Origin of the sequence: Streptomyces sp. 1331.2 (assembly GCF_900199205.1) — a bacterium.
Taxonomy (GTDB): domain Bacteria; phylum Actinomycetota; class Actinomycetes; order Streptomycetales; family Streptomycetaceae; genus Kitasatospora.
The window spans coordinates 4,882,195-4,897,044 of record NZ_OBMJ01000001.1; the positions used below are offsets into that span (position 1 = coordinate 4,882,195).

11 protein-coding genes and 2 tRNA genes are annotated in these 14,850 nt (G+C 74.1%); 5 read left to right on the forward strand and 8 right to left on the reverse strand.

Annotated features, from left to right (window positions below; translation table 11 throughout):
- Positions 1–32: 32 nt before the first annotated feature.
- On the reverse strand, positions 33–3,239 hold the full coding sequence (locus tag CRP52_RS21000) for a S41 family peptidase (RefSeq protein ID WP_257032756.1): 3,207 nt from the start codon (positions 3,237–3,239) through the stop codon (positions 33–35).
- Positions 3,240–3,453: 214 nt separating this feature from the next.
- On the opposite strand from CRP52_RS21000, the gene CRP52_RS21005 reads away from it, so the two are divergent.
- The gene (locus CRP52_RS21005; protein WP_097237806.1) at positions 3,454–5,103 is read left to right on the forward strand and encodes a chitinase; all 1,650 of its coding nucleotides are present in this window, start codon (positions 3,454–3,456) and stop codon (positions 5,101–5,103) included.
- 111 nt (positions 5,104–5,214) lie between these two features.
- Positions 5,215–6,405, forward strand: a complete 1,191-nt coding sequence (locus CRP52_RS21010) for an MFS transporter (RefSeq protein ID WP_257032758.1) — start codon at positions 5,215–5,217, stop codon at positions 6,403–6,405.
- 51 nt (positions 6,406–6,456) lie between these two features.
- Here the strand turns inward: CRP52_RS21010 and CRP52_RS21015 are convergent, their stop codons facing one another.
- The 4 genes from CRP52_RS21015 to CRP52_RS21030 all read right to left on the reverse strand — a co-directional run bounded on the left by CRP52_RS21015 (position 6,457) and on the right by CRP52_RS21030 (position 9,314).
- The gene (locus CRP52_RS21015; RefSeq protein ID WP_097237808.1) at positions 6,457–7,092 is read right to left on the reverse strand and encodes a DJ-1/PfpI family protein; all 636 of its coding nucleotides are present in this window, start codon (positions 7,090–7,092) and stop codon (positions 6,457–6,459) included.
- Positions 7,092–8,081, reverse strand: coding sequence for a GlxA family transcriptional regulator (locus CRP52_RS21020; protein ID WP_097237809.1), 990 nt, complete (start codon positions 8,079–8,081; stop codon positions 7,092–7,094). Before CRP52_RS21020 ends, CRP52_RS21015 begins: the two co-directional genes overlap by 1 nt.
- Positions 8,082–8,231: 150 nt before the next feature.
- Positions 8,232–8,305, reverse strand: a tRNA-Lys gene (locus CRP52_RS21025).
- A gap of 100 nt (positions 8,306–8,405) precedes the next feature.
- Positions 8,406–9,314, reverse strand: coding sequence for an NADP-dependent oxidoreductase (locus tag CRP52_RS21030; protein WP_097237810.1), 909 nt, complete (start codon positions 9,312–9,314; stop codon positions 8,406–8,408).
- A gap of 210 nt (positions 9,315–9,524) precedes the next feature.
- On the opposite strand from CRP52_RS21030, the gene CRP52_RS21035 reads away from it, so the two are divergent.
- Together CRP52_RS21035 and pgi are read left to right on the forward strand one after the other, a co-directional pair.
- Positions 9,525–11,108 (forward strand): Na+/H+ antiporter, encoded by a 1,584-nt coding sequence (locus CRP52_RS21035; protein WP_179852869.1) that lies wholly within the window; start codon positions 9,525–9,527, stop codon positions 11,106–11,108.
- Positions 11,109–11,303: 195 nt separating this feature from the next.
- Positions 11,304–12,965, forward strand: a complete 1,662-nt coding sequence (pgi, locus tag CRP52_RS21040; RefSeq protein WP_097237811.1) for a glucose-6-phosphate isomerase — start codon at positions 11,304–11,306, stop codon at positions 12,963–12,965.
- A gap of 166 nt (positions 12,966–13,131) precedes the next feature.
- On the opposite strand, the gene CRP52_RS21045 is transcribed toward pgi, so the two are convergent.
- The 3 genes from CRP52_RS21045 to CRP52_RS21055 all read right to left on the reverse strand — a co-directional run bounded on the left by CRP52_RS21045 (position 13,132) and on the right by CRP52_RS21055 (position 14,316).
- Positions 13,132–13,205, reverse strand: a tRNA-Lys gene (locus tag CRP52_RS21045).
- 68 nt (positions 13,206–13,273) lie between these two features.
- The gene (locus tag CRP52_RS21050) at positions 13,274–13,831 is read right to left on the reverse strand and encodes a bifunctional DNA primase/polymerase (RefSeq protein WP_097237812.1); all 558 of its coding nucleotides are present in this window, start codon (positions 13,829–13,831) and stop codon (positions 13,274–13,276) included.
- Positions 13,832–13,959: 128 nt separating this feature from the next.
- On the reverse strand, positions 13,960–14,316 hold the full coding sequence (locus CRP52_RS21055; protein WP_097237813.1) for a hypothetical protein: 357 nt from the start codon (positions 14,314–14,316) through the stop codon (positions 13,960–13,962).
- A gap of 234 nt (positions 14,317–14,550) precedes the next feature.
- On the opposite strand from CRP52_RS21055, the gene CRP52_RS21060 reads away from it, so the two are divergent.
- Entirely contained in the window at positions 14,551–14,847 is a 297-nt protein-coding gene (locus tag CRP52_RS21060; RefSeq protein ID WP_097237814.1) for a hypothetical protein, read from the forward strand.
- Positions 14,848–14,850: the final 3 nt, after the last annotated feature.

A 14,850-nucleotide genomic window follows, 5' to 3' on the forward strand; every position in this document is an offset into this window, starting at 1 on the left:
GCAAGACTCCTGGCACTGACCCCCCGGCGCCGTCACCGCGCCCGCGGCGGCAGCGGCGGGCGCCGCAGGTCCGGCCGGGGCGTGGACTCCGGCGGCGGCACGGCCGCGGGCGCGTCCTCCAGCAGTTCCAGGGCCAGCTGCACGGCGGTCCGCAGCTCGGGGTGGCGCCCCCGCGCCCAGTCGCGCGGGGTGCGCAGCACGTGCACGTCCGGTTCGACGCCCCGGTTCTCCACCGACCAGCCGAGCCCGCCGTCGAACCAGGAGGCGTTCTTCGGCACCGAGATCTGGGTGCCGTCGCCGAGGGTGTGCCGCCCGGTCATCCCGACCACCCCGCCCCAGGTGCGGTTGCCGATCACCGGGCCGAGCCCGAGCAGCTTGATGGCCGCGATGATCACGTCCCCGTCGGAGCTGGTCGCCTCGTCGGCGAGGGCGACCAGCGGGCCGCGCAGCGCGTGCCGCGGCCAGCGGACCGGCTGGCGGTCCCGGGTGAAGTCCCAGGCGAGGACGTGCCGGGTGAGCTTCTCCAGGACCAGTTCGGAGACGTTGCCGCCGGCGTTGCCGCGCACGTCCAGGACCAGCGCGGGCTTGTCGAGTTCGCGCCGCAGGTCCCGGTTGAACTGCGCCCAGCCGGAGCCGCCGAGGTCCGGGATGTGCAGGTAGCCGCACCGGCCGTCACTGAACTCCCGTACCAGGGAGCGGCGTTTGGAGACCCAGTCCTGGTAGCGGATGGGTCGCTCGTCGGTGAGCGGGGTGACGGCGATCCGCCGCACCGGGCCGTCCGGGTCGCTGCGCAGGGTCAGTTCGACGGTGGTGCCGCCGGTACCGGCCAGCAGCGGCAGCGGGCCGCGCACCGGGTCGACGGGACGGCCGCCGACCTCCACGAGCTCGTCGCCGTCGCGCACGCCCTGGGCGGCCAGCGGGGCGCGGGCGCGCGGGTCGGAGGACTCGCCGGGCAGCACCCGCTCGACCAGCCAGCGTCCGTCGGGGGAGCGGTGCGCGGTGGCGCCGAGCAGGCCGAGCGGCTGCTGGGCGAGCGAGGGCCCCTCGGCGCGGCGGGACGGGGTGACGTAGGCGTGCGAGGTGCCCAGTTCGCCGAGGAGTTCGCGCAGCAGGTCGGCGAAGTCGTCGGGTGAGCAGACGCGTTCCAGCAGCGGCTCGTACTGGGCGACCAGGGCGGGCCAGTCCAGGCCGGACATCCGCTCGTCCCAGAACTGGTCCCGGACGATCCGGGCGGCCTCGTGGTAGGCCTGGCGCCACTCGGCGGCCGGGTGGACGGTGTGGGTGATCCGGCGCAGGTCGACGCTGGTGCCGGCGGAGGGGGCGCCGACCGGGACGACCCGGAGCGTGCCGGCCGAGTAGACCGCGATGGTGCCGCCGTCGCCGGAGACCGCGTAGCCGTCCAGCTTGTCCACCAGCGTGGTGCGGGTGCCCCGGGCCAGGTCGAAGTGCTCCAGCGAGGGGCGGCCGGAGGTGTCCTCCGGGCTGGCGAAGGTCTGCCCGAGGGTGCCGGAGATCGGCCAGCGCAGCCAGACCAGGCCGCCGCGCACCGCGTCGGTGGCCGAGTACTTGGAGGCGATCACCGGGAACTGCAGCAGCCGCTCGCCGATGCCCTCCGGGTCGACCCGCACGGTGCCGTCGCCGCCGTCCCCGGCCGGGGCGCCCTCCTCGACGGGCGCGGCGAACGGCGAGGGCGTGTCGGCGGTCAGCGGGACGAGGTACGGGCGGCAGCCGAGTGGGAAGGAGAGGTCGCCGGTGTGCACGTCGTGGACGGGGTCGAAGCCGCGCCAGGACAGGAAGGCCAGGTAGCGGCCGTCCCGGGTGAACACCGGCTGCTCGTCCTCGAAGCGGCCGTCGGTGACCTCGGTGGTCGGTGCGGGCGCGTCGGTGCGGGTGAGCCGGATGCGGCGCAGCGAGCGCCCGGCGACCGGCTGGGACCAGGCGATCCAGTGCGAGTCGGGGGAGAAGCGGGCGCTGGAGACCGGCCCGTAGCCGGAGGCGGCCAGCTCGCGCACCTCGCCGTCGTCGGCGGAGACCAGCAGCAGCCGTCCGTCCGAGGAGGCGGCGGCGAGGCGGCTGCCGTCGGGGGAGGCGGTGAGTTCCAGGACGCGGCCGAGCCGGCCGGCGGCGAGCACCCGGTGGCGGTGCCGTTCGGCCGTCTCGTGCCCGGGCAGCGGCATCACCTCGATCGCGTCGGCGCCCTGGGCGTCGGTGATCCAGGCGGCCTCGCCGGTGTGGCCGAGCAGCACGGGCAGCCGGGTCCGCACCCCGGGGGTGTCGGCGAGCGCGCGGGCCGGGCCGTCCTTGTGGGTCAGCCAGTACTGGCTGCCGCGCACGGTGACGACCCCGGCCCGGCCGGTCCGGTCGCAGGCGAGGTCCTTGACCTGGGTCGCGGCGTTGACCTGGTACGGGCGGCGGCCGGCCCGGGCGCCGCCGAGCGGGATGCGCAGCCGGCGGGGGGCGGGGGCGTCCAGGCCGTCGAGCAGCCAGAGGTCCCCGGCGTGCTGGTAGACGATCCGGGTGCCGTCGGTGGCGGCTTCGCGGGCGTAGTAGGAGGCGTGGTCGGTGTGCCGGCGCAGGTCGGTGCCGTCGGGGCGGCAGGAGTAGACGTTGCCGATGCCCTCGTGGTCGGAGAGGAAGGCGATCCGGCCGGAGACCGGCATGGGTGAGGCGAGGTGCCCGGTGTGGTCGGGCAGGATCTGTTCGCCGTCCGCCCAGAGCCGGCCGGTGGCGCCGCCCCGGTAGCGCTTCCAGGCGGCCGGCTCGTGCGGGGCGGAGCCGGTCAGCAGGACGGTCCGCTCGCGGCTCATCTGGGCGTCGCCGACCGGGCCCCAGGGCATCCGGCGGCCTGGGGAGCCGTCCGGCGGCAGGGCGTGCGCCCAGGTGTAGTGGCCGAAGGGCTCGTGGAAGGAGGTGACGGCCAGCACCTCGCCGTCCGGCAGCCAGCCGCGGACCCGGGTGTCCTGGCTGCCCCAGAAGCTGAGCCGGCGGGCCTCGCCGCCCTCGACGGGAGCGGTCCACACCTCGGGGCTCAGGCTCAGCCAGCCGGTCCAGGCGAGGGTGGTGCCGTCGGGGGAGAAGCGGGGGTGGCTGACCCGGGTGCGGTCGCAGGTGATCCGCCAGGCCCGGCCGGTGACGGCGCCGCCGGCGTCCAGCGGGGCGATCCAGACGTCGTCCTCGGCGGTGAAGGTGAGCAGGTCGCCGTGCAGGTGCGGGTGGCGGAGGTAGCCGGGCGGGGTCACCCCTCCATCCTTCGACGGGGTGTCACCTGCGGCAACCCGGGCCGTCCGCGTGGTGTGTTCCGGAACCGGTCTGGACCATTGACACTCGACGGCCGGATCCACTTCAGTGGTCTAGTCCAACTTGGGTGCCAGGCCGGGCCGTTCCCCCCACTGGCGCGTGCTCCGGCGTGCCCTCGGACGTCCCCCACGACCGCGCCATCGCAGGAGCCCCCGCATGCGCAGAAACCTCAGAACCGGCCTCGCCGCCGGCACCGCCTCCGCCGTCGCCGCCGCCACGCTGGTCGGCGTCACCCTGGGCCTCGCCCCCGCCGCCTCGGCCGGCGAGTTCCTGGTCAACGGCGGCTTCGAGTCCGGCTCGCTCGGCCCCTGGAGCTGCACCGGCAACACCGGCACCGTCGTCACCGGCCCGGTGCACGGCGGCAGCCGCGCGCTCGCCGCCGCGGCCTCGGCGAGCGACACCGCCCAGTGCGCCCAGACCGTCACCGTCACCCCCGGCACCACCTACACGCTCAGCGCGTACGTCAACGGCTCGTACGTCTACCTGGGCGTCGACGGCGGCGGCCCCAGCACCTGGACGCCCGGCACCGGCGGGTCGTACCAGAAGCTCAGCCTCAGCTTCACCACCGGCGCCACCCAGACCAGCGCCACCGTGTACACCCACGGCTGGTACGGCCAGGGCACCTACTACGCGGACGACGTCTCGTTGGACGGCCCGGGCGCCCCCAGCCCGACGCCCACGCCCACGCCCACTCCGACCCCGACGCCCACCGCCACGCCCACCGCCACCGCCTCCCCGACCGCGACACCCACCGGCACCCCGACGGGCACGCCCACCACCCCGCCCGCCGGCAGCCACGCCCTGGTCGGCTACCTGCACGCGAGCTTCGCCAACGGCGCCGGCTACACCCGGATGGCCGACGTCCCGAACTCCTGGGACTTCATCGACCTCTCCTTCGGCGAGCCCACCTCCGCCACCTCCGGCGACATCCGCTTCAACCGCTGCTCCGTCACCGACTGCCCCACCGTCGAGTCCGACGCCGACTTCAAGGCCGCCATCGCCGCCAAGCGCGCCCAGGGCAAGAAGGTGCTGATCTCGATCGGTGGCCAGAACGGCCAGGTCCAGCTGACCACCACCGCCGCCCGGGACACCTTCGTCAGCTCGGTCTCGGCGATCATCGACCGGTGGGGCCTGGACGGCCTGGACATCGACTTCGAGGGCCACTCGCTCTCCCTGAACACCGGCGACACCGACTTCAGGAGCCCGACCACCCCGGTCATCGTCAACCTGATCTCCGCACTGAAGACCCTCAAGGCCAAGTACGGCCCGGGCTTCGTGCTGACCATGGCTCCGGAGACCTTCTTCGTCCAACTCGGCTACCAGTACTACGGATCCGGCCCCTGGGGCGGCCAGGACCCGCGCGCCGGGGCGTACCTGCCGGTCATCCACGCGCTGCGCGACGACCTCACCCTGCTGCACGTCCAGGACTACAACTCCGGGTCCGTCATGGGCCTGGACAACCAGTACCACTCGATGGGCGGCGCCGACTTCCACGTCGCGATGACCGACCTGCTGCTCAAGGGCTTCCCGGTGGCGGGCAACGCGAACAACGTGTTCCCGCCGCTGCCCGCCGCCAAGGTCGCCATCGGCATGCCGGCCACCACCAACGCGGGCAACGGCTACGTCGCCCCGGCCGAGGTGGACAAGGCCCTGGACTGCCTCACCAGGCTCGCCAACTGCGGGACGTACGTGCCGCGTTCGGGGGCCCAGCCGAACCTGCGCGGGCTGATGACCTGGTCGATCAACTGGGACCGGTTCGGCGGGCGGGAGTTCTCCCGGAACTTCGACGGCTACTTCGGCCGCTGACCCGACCTCCACGCCGACCCGAGGTCCACGGGCGCCGACGTCCACGCCGACCGGCCGTCCGCGGGACCATGGTTGAACCTCACACCCGTGTCAGGTCCAACCATGGTCCCCATGGCGACCACACAGCTCACCACCCCGGTGTCCCGCACACCCTTCCCGCTCCCCGCCCTGCTCGCCCTGGCCACCGCGGTCTTCGTCACCGCGCTCACCGAGACCCTGCCCGCCGGCGTCCTGCCGGGGATGGGCGAAGCCCTCGGCGTGAGCGAGTCGGCGGCCGGGCAGACCGTCACCGTCTACGCGCTGGGGACCGCCGCCACCGCGATCCCGCTCACCGCGGCCACCGCCGGCTGGAACCGCAAGCGGCTGCTGCTCACCGCGATGGCCGGCTTCGCGGTGGCCAACACGGTGACCGCGGCCTCCACCGCCTATCCGCTCACGATGGCCGCCCGCTTCCTCGCGGGCGTCGCGGCCGGTCTCGCCTGGGCGCTGCTGGCCGGGTACGCCCGCCGGCTGGTGCCGGTCGAGCAACAGGGCCGGGCGATGGCCGTCGTGATGGCGGGAGTGCCGGTGGCGCTGTCACTCGGAGTGCCGATCGGCACCTTCCTCGGCCGGATGCTCGCCTGGTGGGTGCCCTTCCTGGCCATGACGGCACTGGCGGTCGGTGTGGTCGGCTGGATCGCGGCGCTGCTGCCCGGTCGGCCCGGGCAGCCGGCCGGGGAACGCACCCCGGTCCGGCGCGCCCTCACCGTGCCCGGCGTGGTGCCGGTGCTCGGCGTGACGGTGCTCTACGTACTGGCGCACACCGTCCTCTTCACCTACATCGCGCCCTTCCTCGACGGGGCCGGCCTCGGTGCCGCCACCGGCACCGTGCTGCTGGTCTTCGGGCTGGCCTCGCTGCTGAGCATCTGGCTCACCGGAGCCCACATCCACCGCCGGCTGCGGCAGTTGACGATCGGCGGCGCACTGCTGGTCGCGGTGACGGCAGTCGTCCTCGCGGTGTGGTCCGGCAGCGCGGCGCCGGTGTACGCCGCCGCAGCGCTCTGGGGCCTGGGCTGGGGCGGCGCTCCGACGCTGCTGCAGACCGCCCTCGGCGACGCGGGCGGCGACCAGGCGGACGCCGCCCAGGCCGTGCTGGTGACCCTGTGGAACGTCGCGATGGCGGGCGGCGGGGTGGTCGGCGGCCTCGTCCTGAGCGGCCTCGGCACCGGCGCCCTGCCCTGGACGGTCCTCGCGCTGCTGCTCCCCGCCCTCGCCGTGGTCATCGGCGCCCGCCGTCACGCCTTCCCGCCGGTGCGGCGTTAGCGCCCCCGCCCGGCGAGGGTCAGCGCAGGTGCCGTTCCGGTCGCTGCGGGGTCAGCGCACCTCCAGCGCGTGCGACTTCAGCCGGGCGATCAGCTCGGGCGACGCGGTCGCGGTGGACCCCGCCGAGTACGGCGGCTGCGGGTCGTACTCGATGACCAGCTGGATCGCCTCCGCGACCGCGTCCCCGGCGAGCCGGCCGGTCAGCGACAGCGCGAGGTCGATCCCCGCCGAGACCCCGGCCGCGGTCGCGTACTTCCCGTCCAGGACGACCCGCTCGGTGCCGGTCGCCTCGGCCCCGAGCGCGGCCAGCTGCTCCAGGCAGTACCAGTGCGAGGTGGCCCGGCGTCCCTTCAGCAGCCCGGCGGCGCCCAGCAGCAGTGAGCCGGAGCAGACCGAGGTGGTCCAGGTGGTGGTCGTGTCGACGGCCCGCACCCACTCCAGCAGGCCCTGGTCGGACAGTTGGGCCTCCGTCCCGGGCCCGCCGGGCACGAGCAGCACGTCCGCCGCGTCCACCTCGTCGATCGCGAGGTCCGCGGTGAGCGCCAGGCTCTTCATGTCGGTGCGCACCGGGCCGCGCCGGGCGGCGGTGAACACCACCTCGGCGCCGGGGATCCGGGACAGCACCTCGTACGGGCCGACCGCGTCCAGGGCGGTGAATTCGTCGTACAGCAGGAAGGCGATGCGCATCAGTGTTCTCCGTCGTGACTCGTTCGGATGTCGTGACTCGGTCGGAAGCGGCGTCGGTACTCGGCGGGCGGGGCGGCCAGGGCCCGGACGAAGGCGCGCCGCATCGCCTCCGGGGTGCCGTAGCCGCAGTGGCGGGCGATCTCCTCGATGCCCTCGGCGGTCTCCTCCAGCCGCCGCCGGGCGGCCTCCAGCCGGACCCCGTCCACGTACCGGCCGGGGGTGACCCCGACCTCGGCGGCGAAGGCGCGGGCGAAGTGCCGCGGGGAGAGCGCCGAGCGGCGGGCCAGCGCCTCGACCGACAGGTCGGCCTCCGGATGCTCGGCGATCCACCGCTGCACCTCGCGCAGCGGCTCCCGGGCCGCCACCTGGGCGGCCAGCTGGGTGCTGAACTGGGCCTGGTTGCCGGGCCGGCGCAGGAAGACCACCAGGTGACGGGCGATCAGCAGGGCGGCCTCCCGGCCCAGGTCCTCCTCGACCAGGGCCAGCGCCAGGTCGATCCCGGCGGTGACCCCGGCGGAGGTGGCGAGGCGCCCGTCCCGGACGTAGATCGGATCGGGGTCCACCTCGACGTCCGGGTACCGCCGGGCCAGCGCCTCGCAGTGCGCCCAGTGCGTGGTAGCCCGGCGCCCGGCCAGCAGCCCGGCCTCGGCGAGCAGGAAGGCGCCGGTGCACACCGACACCACCCGCTCGGCGCCTTCGGCCAGCTCCCGGATCCGTGCCACCAGGGCGGCGTCCGGACGCTCGCCGACCGGCCCGCCGGGGACCACCAGGGTGTCCACCGGCCCGGCCTCGGCGAGGTCGGCGTCCGCCAGCAGCCCCAGCCCGCTGTGGCTGCGTACCGGCCCGCCGCCGAGGGAGGCGGTGGCGACCCGGTACGCACCCGGTTGCCCGGCGGCCGCGCCGGCCCCCGCGAACACCTCCACGGGGCCGGTCACGTCCAGGCTCTGCACGCCCTCGTAGAGGACGACCAGCACGCTGCGTGCTCTCATGCGGCCAGCCTGTCAGCGGGTCGGGGTGGCAGCAATGACCTGCATCCCACCTTTTCTGCCATGCCCGCTCGGGCGCGCAGCCGGAAAAGCCGGTAGAGCCGGAAACGCCGGAAGGCCCCTCGCTTTCGCAAGGGGCCTTCCGGCTGTCTGTGCGCCGCCAGGGACTCGAACCCCGGACCCGCTGATTAAGAGTCAGCTGCTCTAACCAACTGAGCTAGCGGCGCCTGCTGACGTGGAGAACATTACCTGGTCAGCAGCCGAAACACACAATCGGCCCGGAGGTCCCCCGTTCCTCCGGGCCGATCGCGGTTCCCGGCCCGGGGCTCACATGGTCAGCACCACCTTGCCCCGGACGTGCCCGGTGCCGACCAGCCGGTGGGCCTCGGCGGCCTTCCCGATCGGCAGCGCCTCGGCGACCTCCAGCCGCAGCCCGCCCGACTCCCAGAGCCGGACCAGCTCGGCCAGCCGCTCGGCCGTCCGCTGCGCCCGCAGCGCCCGTACGCCCAGCCGCTCGGCGCCCGCGTGGTCGACCACGGTGCCGATCCGGCCCCGGTCGGCGACCAGCTCGACCGAGGCCTCCAGGGCGCCCCGCCCGGCGGCGTCGAAGGCCGCGGTCACCCCCTGCGGTGCCAGCGCCCGGACCCGCTCGACCAGCCCGTCCCCGTACGCGACCGGGATCGCGCCGAGCTCGCGCAGGTAGTCGTGGTTGCGCTCGCTCGCGGTGCCGATCACGGTGGCGCCCCAGGCCCGGGCGAGCTGGACGGCCACCGTGCCGACCCCGCCCGTGGCGCCGTGCACCAGCACGGTGTCGCCGGGGCCCACCCCGAGCTGGGTGAGCGCCATGTGTGCGGTCTGGCCGGAGGCGGAGAGCGAGCCGGCGAGCTCCCAGGGCATCCCGGCCGGCTTGGCGACCAGCCGGGCGGCGTCGACGGTGACCAGCTCGGCGTGGCCGTCCAGCACCCGGAAGCCCAGCACCTCGTCGCCGACCGCCCAGCCCCCGCTGTCCGGCCCCAGCCGGTCCACCACCCCGGCGAACTCGTTGCCGAGCACGAACGGCGGCTCGACCACCACCCCCGGCGGCCGGAACCCCTCCCGGATCGCCAGGTCCACCGGCTGCACCCCGGCGGCGTACACCCGCACCCGCACCTCGCCCGGGCCGGGCTCCGGATCGGGCACCTCGGTGACCCGCAGGACCTCCGGACCGCCGGACCGCGTCACGGTGACCGCCTTCATCTCTGCTCCCGCCCCTCTTGACCGCTCGACCGCTCGACCGCTCGACCGGCCGACCGGCCGACTGCTCGACTGTTCTCGTCGACCCCCCGATCCTCCGACCTGAAGTGCACTTGAGGTCAACCCCCTGCTCGGCGCGTCTTCACTGATGGGCGCATTGTCAGATTTATCCTGGGCGGCGCTCAGCCGTCCGCCGTCGAGAGGAACCTCCCCGTGGGCCAGCTGCCCCTGTTCTTCCTGGTGCTGCTCGCCTCCGTGGTCACCATGCCGCTCGGGCGCAAGACGGGCGTGCCGCAGCCGGTCCTGATGACCCTGCTCGGCATCGTCATGGCGCTCGTCCCGCAGATCCCGGACGTCTCCGTCGAACCCGAGCTGATCCTCCCGCTGGTCCTGCCGCCGCTGATCTTCGCGGTCGCCCGGCGCTCCTCGGTGCGCTACTTCAAGGCCAACGCCCGCTCGATCCTGCTGCTGGCCGTCGCCCTGGTCGTGGTCACCACCATCGCGGTGGCCAGTACGGTGCACTGGCTGCTCCCCGCCCTGCCGCTCGCCGCCGCCATCGCGGTCGGCGCGCTGGTCTCCCCGCCCGACCCGGTCGCCGCCGTCGCCGTGGCCGGCAGCGTCGGCCTGCCCCGCCGCCTGGTGGCGATCCTGGAGAGCGAGGGGCTCTTCAACGACGTCACCGCGATCGTCATCTACTCGCTGGCCATCGAGGCCATGGTCAGCGGCGACTTCTCGGTCGGCCACGCGGTGCTGCGCTTCGTCCTGTCCGCCGTGCTGGCGGTGGTCGTCGGCGTGGTGCTCGGCTGGGTCAACGCCAAGCTCGCCGAACGCCTGGACGACCCGACCCAGCAGGTCGCGCTCAACCTGCTGGTGCCCTTCGCCGCCTACACCCTCGCCGAGGAGATCCACGGCTCCGGCGTGCTCGCAGTCGTGGTCTGCGCGCTCTACCTCGCCGAACGGGCCTCCGACGCCGACGCGGTCTCCTACCGGCTGGTGGGCAACGCCTTCTGGGAGGTGGTCGAGATCCTGATCACCGGCGTCGCCTTCGGCCTGATCGGCCTGGAGCTGGCCACCGTGCTCAAGGAGGCCGGCCGCGGCTGGACCGGCTTCATCGGCGACGCCGCCGTGGTGATCGCCGTGGTCGTCGTGGTCCGGCTGCTGTGGCTGCTGCCGGCCGGCTGGCTGTCGAAGAAGCTGCGCAGCGGCGACGAGGAGGACACCCCGTTCAGCTGGAAGGAGAGCGTCGTCCTCTGGTGGTCCGGCATGCGCGGCGTGGCCACCGTCGCCCTGGCACTCGCCATCCCGCTCACCCTGCACTCCGGCGCGGACTTCCCCGAGCGCGGCCGACTGGTCTTCATCGCCTTCAGCGTGGTGCTCTTCACCCTGCTGGTGCAGGGCCTGACCCTGCCCTGGCTGGCCAAGCGGCTGGAGCTGGACATCGACCAGGACAAGCACGAGCAGGCCGTCCGTCAGCTCTGGTGGCGGGCCGCCAAGGCCGGGCTCAAGCGGCTCGGCGAGCTGGAGGAGCAGGACCGGTTGCCGGCCGAGGTCGCCGACCGCCTGCGGGACCGTCAGCACGACCGGCTGGCCCGGCTCTGCCCGGAGAACTACGCCGAGGAGGAGGCCGCCGAGGCCAAGCTGCGCCTGTCCCAGTGGCGGGCCGCCCGGGACGTCGAACAGGAGATGATCGCGGCCTCCCGCCGCGAGATGCTCACCGCCCGCAGCGAACTCGGCGCCGATCCGGAGCTGGTCGACCAGGTGCTGCGCGGGCTGGACCTGCGGTCGGAACGGAAGTGACGAGGGGTTCGCTCACCGCGGGCCGGAATGTGCGCGACCGCCTCCCGGGTTGCATAGGCTGAACCCGGGCAGGCCGTCAACGGAGTCGGCGCACCACCAGTACCGCCACGACCTCGCGCACCGAGGCCCTGACTCTTCGGGCCTCACCGCCTGGCCCTGCCGGTTTCTGCACCCAGACGAATCGAGGAGCCACCGATGTCGGAGACCCGCGCCGACGCCCGCACCCCGCTGGACCGCACCCCCCAGTGGGCCGCCCTGGCCAAGCACCGGGCCGAGCTGGGCGACACCCACCTGCGCGAGCTGTTCGCCGCCGACCCCGAGCGCGGCCGCCGCTACACCCTGCAGGTCGGCGACCTGCACGTGGACTACGCCAAGCACCTGGTCACCGACGCGACGCTGGAGCTGCTGCGCGAACTCGCCGCCGCCACCGGCGTCGCCGAGCTGCGGGACGCGATGTTCCGCGGCGAGAAGATCAACAACACCGAGCACCGCGCCGTCCTGCACACCGCGCTGCGCGCCCCGCGTGGCGCCGTGATCGAGGTCGACGGCGAGAACGTGGTGCCCGCCGTGCACGCCGTCCTCGACAAGATGGCCGCCTTCGCCGACCGCGTCCGCAGCGGCGAGTGGAAGGGCCACACCGGCAAGTCGATCCGCACCGTCGTCAACATCGGCATCGGCGGCTCCGACCTCGGCCCCGCGATGGCCTACGAGGTGCTCCGCTCCTACGCCAAGCGCGACCTCGACGTCCGCTTCGTCTCCAACGTGGACGGCGCCGACCTGCACGAGGCGGTCCGCGACCTCGACCCGGCCGAGACGCTGTTCATCGTGGCCTCGAAGACCTTCACCACCATCGAGACCATCACCAACGCGGTCTCCGCCCGCACCTGGCTGCTCGACGGCCTCGGCGCCGGCACCGAGGCGGTGGCCAAGCACTTCGTCGCGCTGTCCACCAATGCCCAGGGCGTGCACGACTTCGGCATCGACACCGCCAACATGTTCGAGTTCTGGGACTGGGTCGGCGGCCGCTACTCCTACGACTCGGCGATCGGCCTCTCGCTGATGATCGCGATCGGCCCGGACGCCTTCCGCGAGATGCTGGACGGCTTCCACCTGGTCGACGAGCACTTCCGCACCGCACCGCCGGAGCAGAACGTCCCGCTGCTGCTCGGCCTGCTGGGCGTCTGGTACGGCGCGTTCTTCGACGCCCAGGCGCACGCGGTGCTGCCGTACTCGCACTACCTGTCCAAGTTCACCGCCTACCTGCAGCAGCTGGACATGGAGTCCAACGGCAAGTCGGTGACCCGCGACGGCACCCCGGTGGACTGGCAGACCGGCCCGGTGGTCTGGGGCACCCCCGGCACCAACGGCCAGCACGCCTACTACCAGCTGCTGCACCAGGGCACCAAGGTGATCCCGGCCGACTTCATCGGCTTCGCGAAGCCGGTCGCCGACCTGCTCCCGGGCCTGGTCGCCCAGCACGACCTGCTGCTGGCCAACTTCTTCGCCCAGACCCAGGCGCTGGCCTTCGGCAAGACCCCGGAGGAGGTCGCGGCCGAGGGCGTGCCGGCCGAGCTCGTCCCGCACAAGACCTTCAAGGGCAACCACCCGACCACCACGATCCTGGCCGGCGAGCTGACCCCCTCGGTGCTCGGCCAGCTGGTCGCGCTCTACGAGCACAAGGTGTTCGTCCAGGGCGCGATCTGGAACATCGACTCCTTCGACCAGTGGGGCGTCGAGCTGGGCAAGGTGCTCGCCAAGCGGATCGAGCCGGTGCTGCTGACCGGTGAGGGCGCCGACCGGCTGGACAGCTCCACCGCCGAGCTGGTCGCCCGCTACCGCGCGCTGCGCGGCCGCTGAGGCCCGGGGCGCCGGGCCGCCCGCTCCGGCGGCCGGCCCGGGCCTCCGCCCCTCCCGCCCCGAGCCCGACCGTCGGCGCCGGGTCAGAGCGCCCCGGAGGCGAGCGGGCGAATCACTGAAACGCCGGAAGGCCCCTCGCTTTCGCAAGGGGCCTTCCGGCTGTCTGTGCGCCGCCAGGGACTCGAACCCCGGACCCGCTGATTAAGAGTCAGCTGCTCTAACCAACTGAGCTAGCGGCGCCCGCTGACAGAGAAGACTCTAGCAGCGCCGCGCGGCCCGGCCAAAATCGGATACCGGCCTCCCCCCGTTCACCCGCCGGTCACCGCCGCCGCCCCGGCAGGAACCGGCGCGCCCGGCTCCCGCACCGCCCGTACGCAGGCCCACAGCACCACCGAGGCGCCGGGCAGCCAGGGCTCGCGGTCCTCCGGGGCGATGATCCAGCGGCCGGCGCCCTGGCCGGGGGAGTCCGGGCTGTTCACCATCCGCTGCAGCGGCGGCACGGTCACCGTGTCGCCCTTGCCGTGGCACAGCAGCGGCGGCACGTCCCGGGCCCACTCCTCCCAGGCCAGCAGCCGGCGAAGCCGCGGCGCGGCGCCCGGCTGGACGAACAGCAGGGTCCGTCCCCGGTGGGTGGCGACCGGGCCGCAGCCCGGCCCGGAGGCCCACAGTTCGTCCAGCACCCGGCGGCCGAACAGCGCCGGCATGCTGATCACGTCGAAGGCCCGTCCGCAGGGCAGCACCGAGGGCGCCCAGGGGCGGCTCTCCCAAAGGGCTCGCATGCTGCGCGGGTACTCGCTCGCGGAGGCGAGCCAGGCCTCCCCGGCCACGCTGACGTACTCCACCGACTGGTGCGTCCAGATGTCCACGGGCAGCAGCCTGCGCCGTGCGCGCCCCCGGTGGGGCGGAAAGCGCCGTTCGCCGGACAGGGTGGCGGGCCGTCGCGTACCCTCCGCCGCTGGCATATGCCAGGGGACCGGCGGTCGGTCCTCGTGGGTCAGTCCTCGTGGCGGCGCGGTTCGAGCAGGGTGCGGCCGTACTCGACCATCTTGGTGGCGTAGTCCGGGGTCCAGTCCGCGCGCAGGGCGATCTCGGTGTCCGACAGCGCGTCGAAGCGGCGCGGGTCGGCGAGCTGTGCCGCGGCGACCGCCTGGAAGTCCGTGGCCCGCTCGGCGGCCGCCCGGAAGGCCAGGGCCAGCTCGGTGGAGCGGCGCAGCAGCTCCGCCGGGTCGGTGATCGACTCCAGGTCGAAGAATCGTTCCGGCTCCGGTTCGGCGGACTGCGGCTCGAACAGCAGCTGCGCCGGGCGCCGACGCCTCGTCGGCTCGGTCGACTCTGCAGGGGAGTCGGGCATGGACGGACACCTCCGGGGTCTCGGTGGGCGGGGGCGGAGCTGCGCCGGGCTGCGCCGCCCGGGTTGTGGCCGTCGTCCATTGTCTCGCGGCGACGGCCGGTAACGGAACGGTGCGAGTGCGGGCGCTATTCCCCGGCGCGCGCCGGGGGCACGCAACGGGCGCCGGGTGACCTGGTCGCATGCGAACCGGTTGTCCCGGTGTATCCAGCCACCCCAGAGGACCCGGGAGTCCCCATGCGCCTCCGAGCAGCCGTCGCGGCCCTCGCCCTGCCCCTCTCGCTCGCCCTGGCCCCGACGGCCTTCGCCGCCGAGACCGCGAAGGTGGTCTCCGGCCCGCCGAGCGCCCCGGGCGGCGTCTCGACAGCGACCTGCCCGCCCGGCACCCACCTGACCGGCGGCGGCTACCGGCTCCGCCCCGACGCGGACGGCCCGGTCCGCGTCAATGCGCCGACGGCCGACGCGACCGGGTGGAGCGCGCAGGCGGAGCGCGGGTCCGTGGTGGCCTTCGCCGTCTGCGAGACCGAGGACTGACGG

What these genes read in the sequence shown, in the direction of transcription:
- pgi (WP_097237811.1), top strand. Translation starts at nt 11,304, where the DNA reads ATGTCGGAGACCCGCGCCGACGCCCGCACCCCGCTGGACCGCACCCCC.
- CRP52_RS21020 (WP_097237809.1), bottom strand. Translation starts at nt 8,081, where the DNA reads ATGAGAGCACGCAGCGTGCTGGTCGTCCTCTACGAGGGCGTGCAGAGC.
- CRP52_RS21055 (WP_097237813.1), bottom strand. Translation starts at nt 14,316, where the DNA reads ATGCCCGACTCCCCTGCAGAGTCGACCGAGCCGACGAGGCGTCGGCGC.
- CRP52_RS21030 (WP_097237810.1), bottom strand. Translation starts at nt 9,314, where the DNA reads ATGAAGGCGGTCACCGTGACGCGGTCCGGCGGTCCGGAGGTCCTGCGG.
- CRP52_RS21005 (WP_097237806.1), top strand. Translation starts at nt 3,454, where the DNA reads ATGCGCAGAAACCTCAGAACCGGCCTCGCCGCCGGCACCGCCTCCGCC.
- CRP52_RS21010 (WP_257032758.1), top strand. Translation starts at nt 5,215, where the DNA reads ATGGCGACCACACAGCTCACCACCCCGGTGTCCCGCACACCCTTCCCG.
- CRP52_RS21015 (WP_097237808.1), bottom strand. Translation starts at nt 7,092, where the DNA reads ATGCGCATCGCCTTCCTGCTGTACGACGAATTCACCGCCCTGGACGCG.
- CRP52_RS21060 (WP_097237814.1), top strand. Translation starts at nt 14,551, where the DNA reads ATGCGCCTCCGAGCAGCCGTCGCGGCCCTCGCCCTGCCCCTCTCGCTC.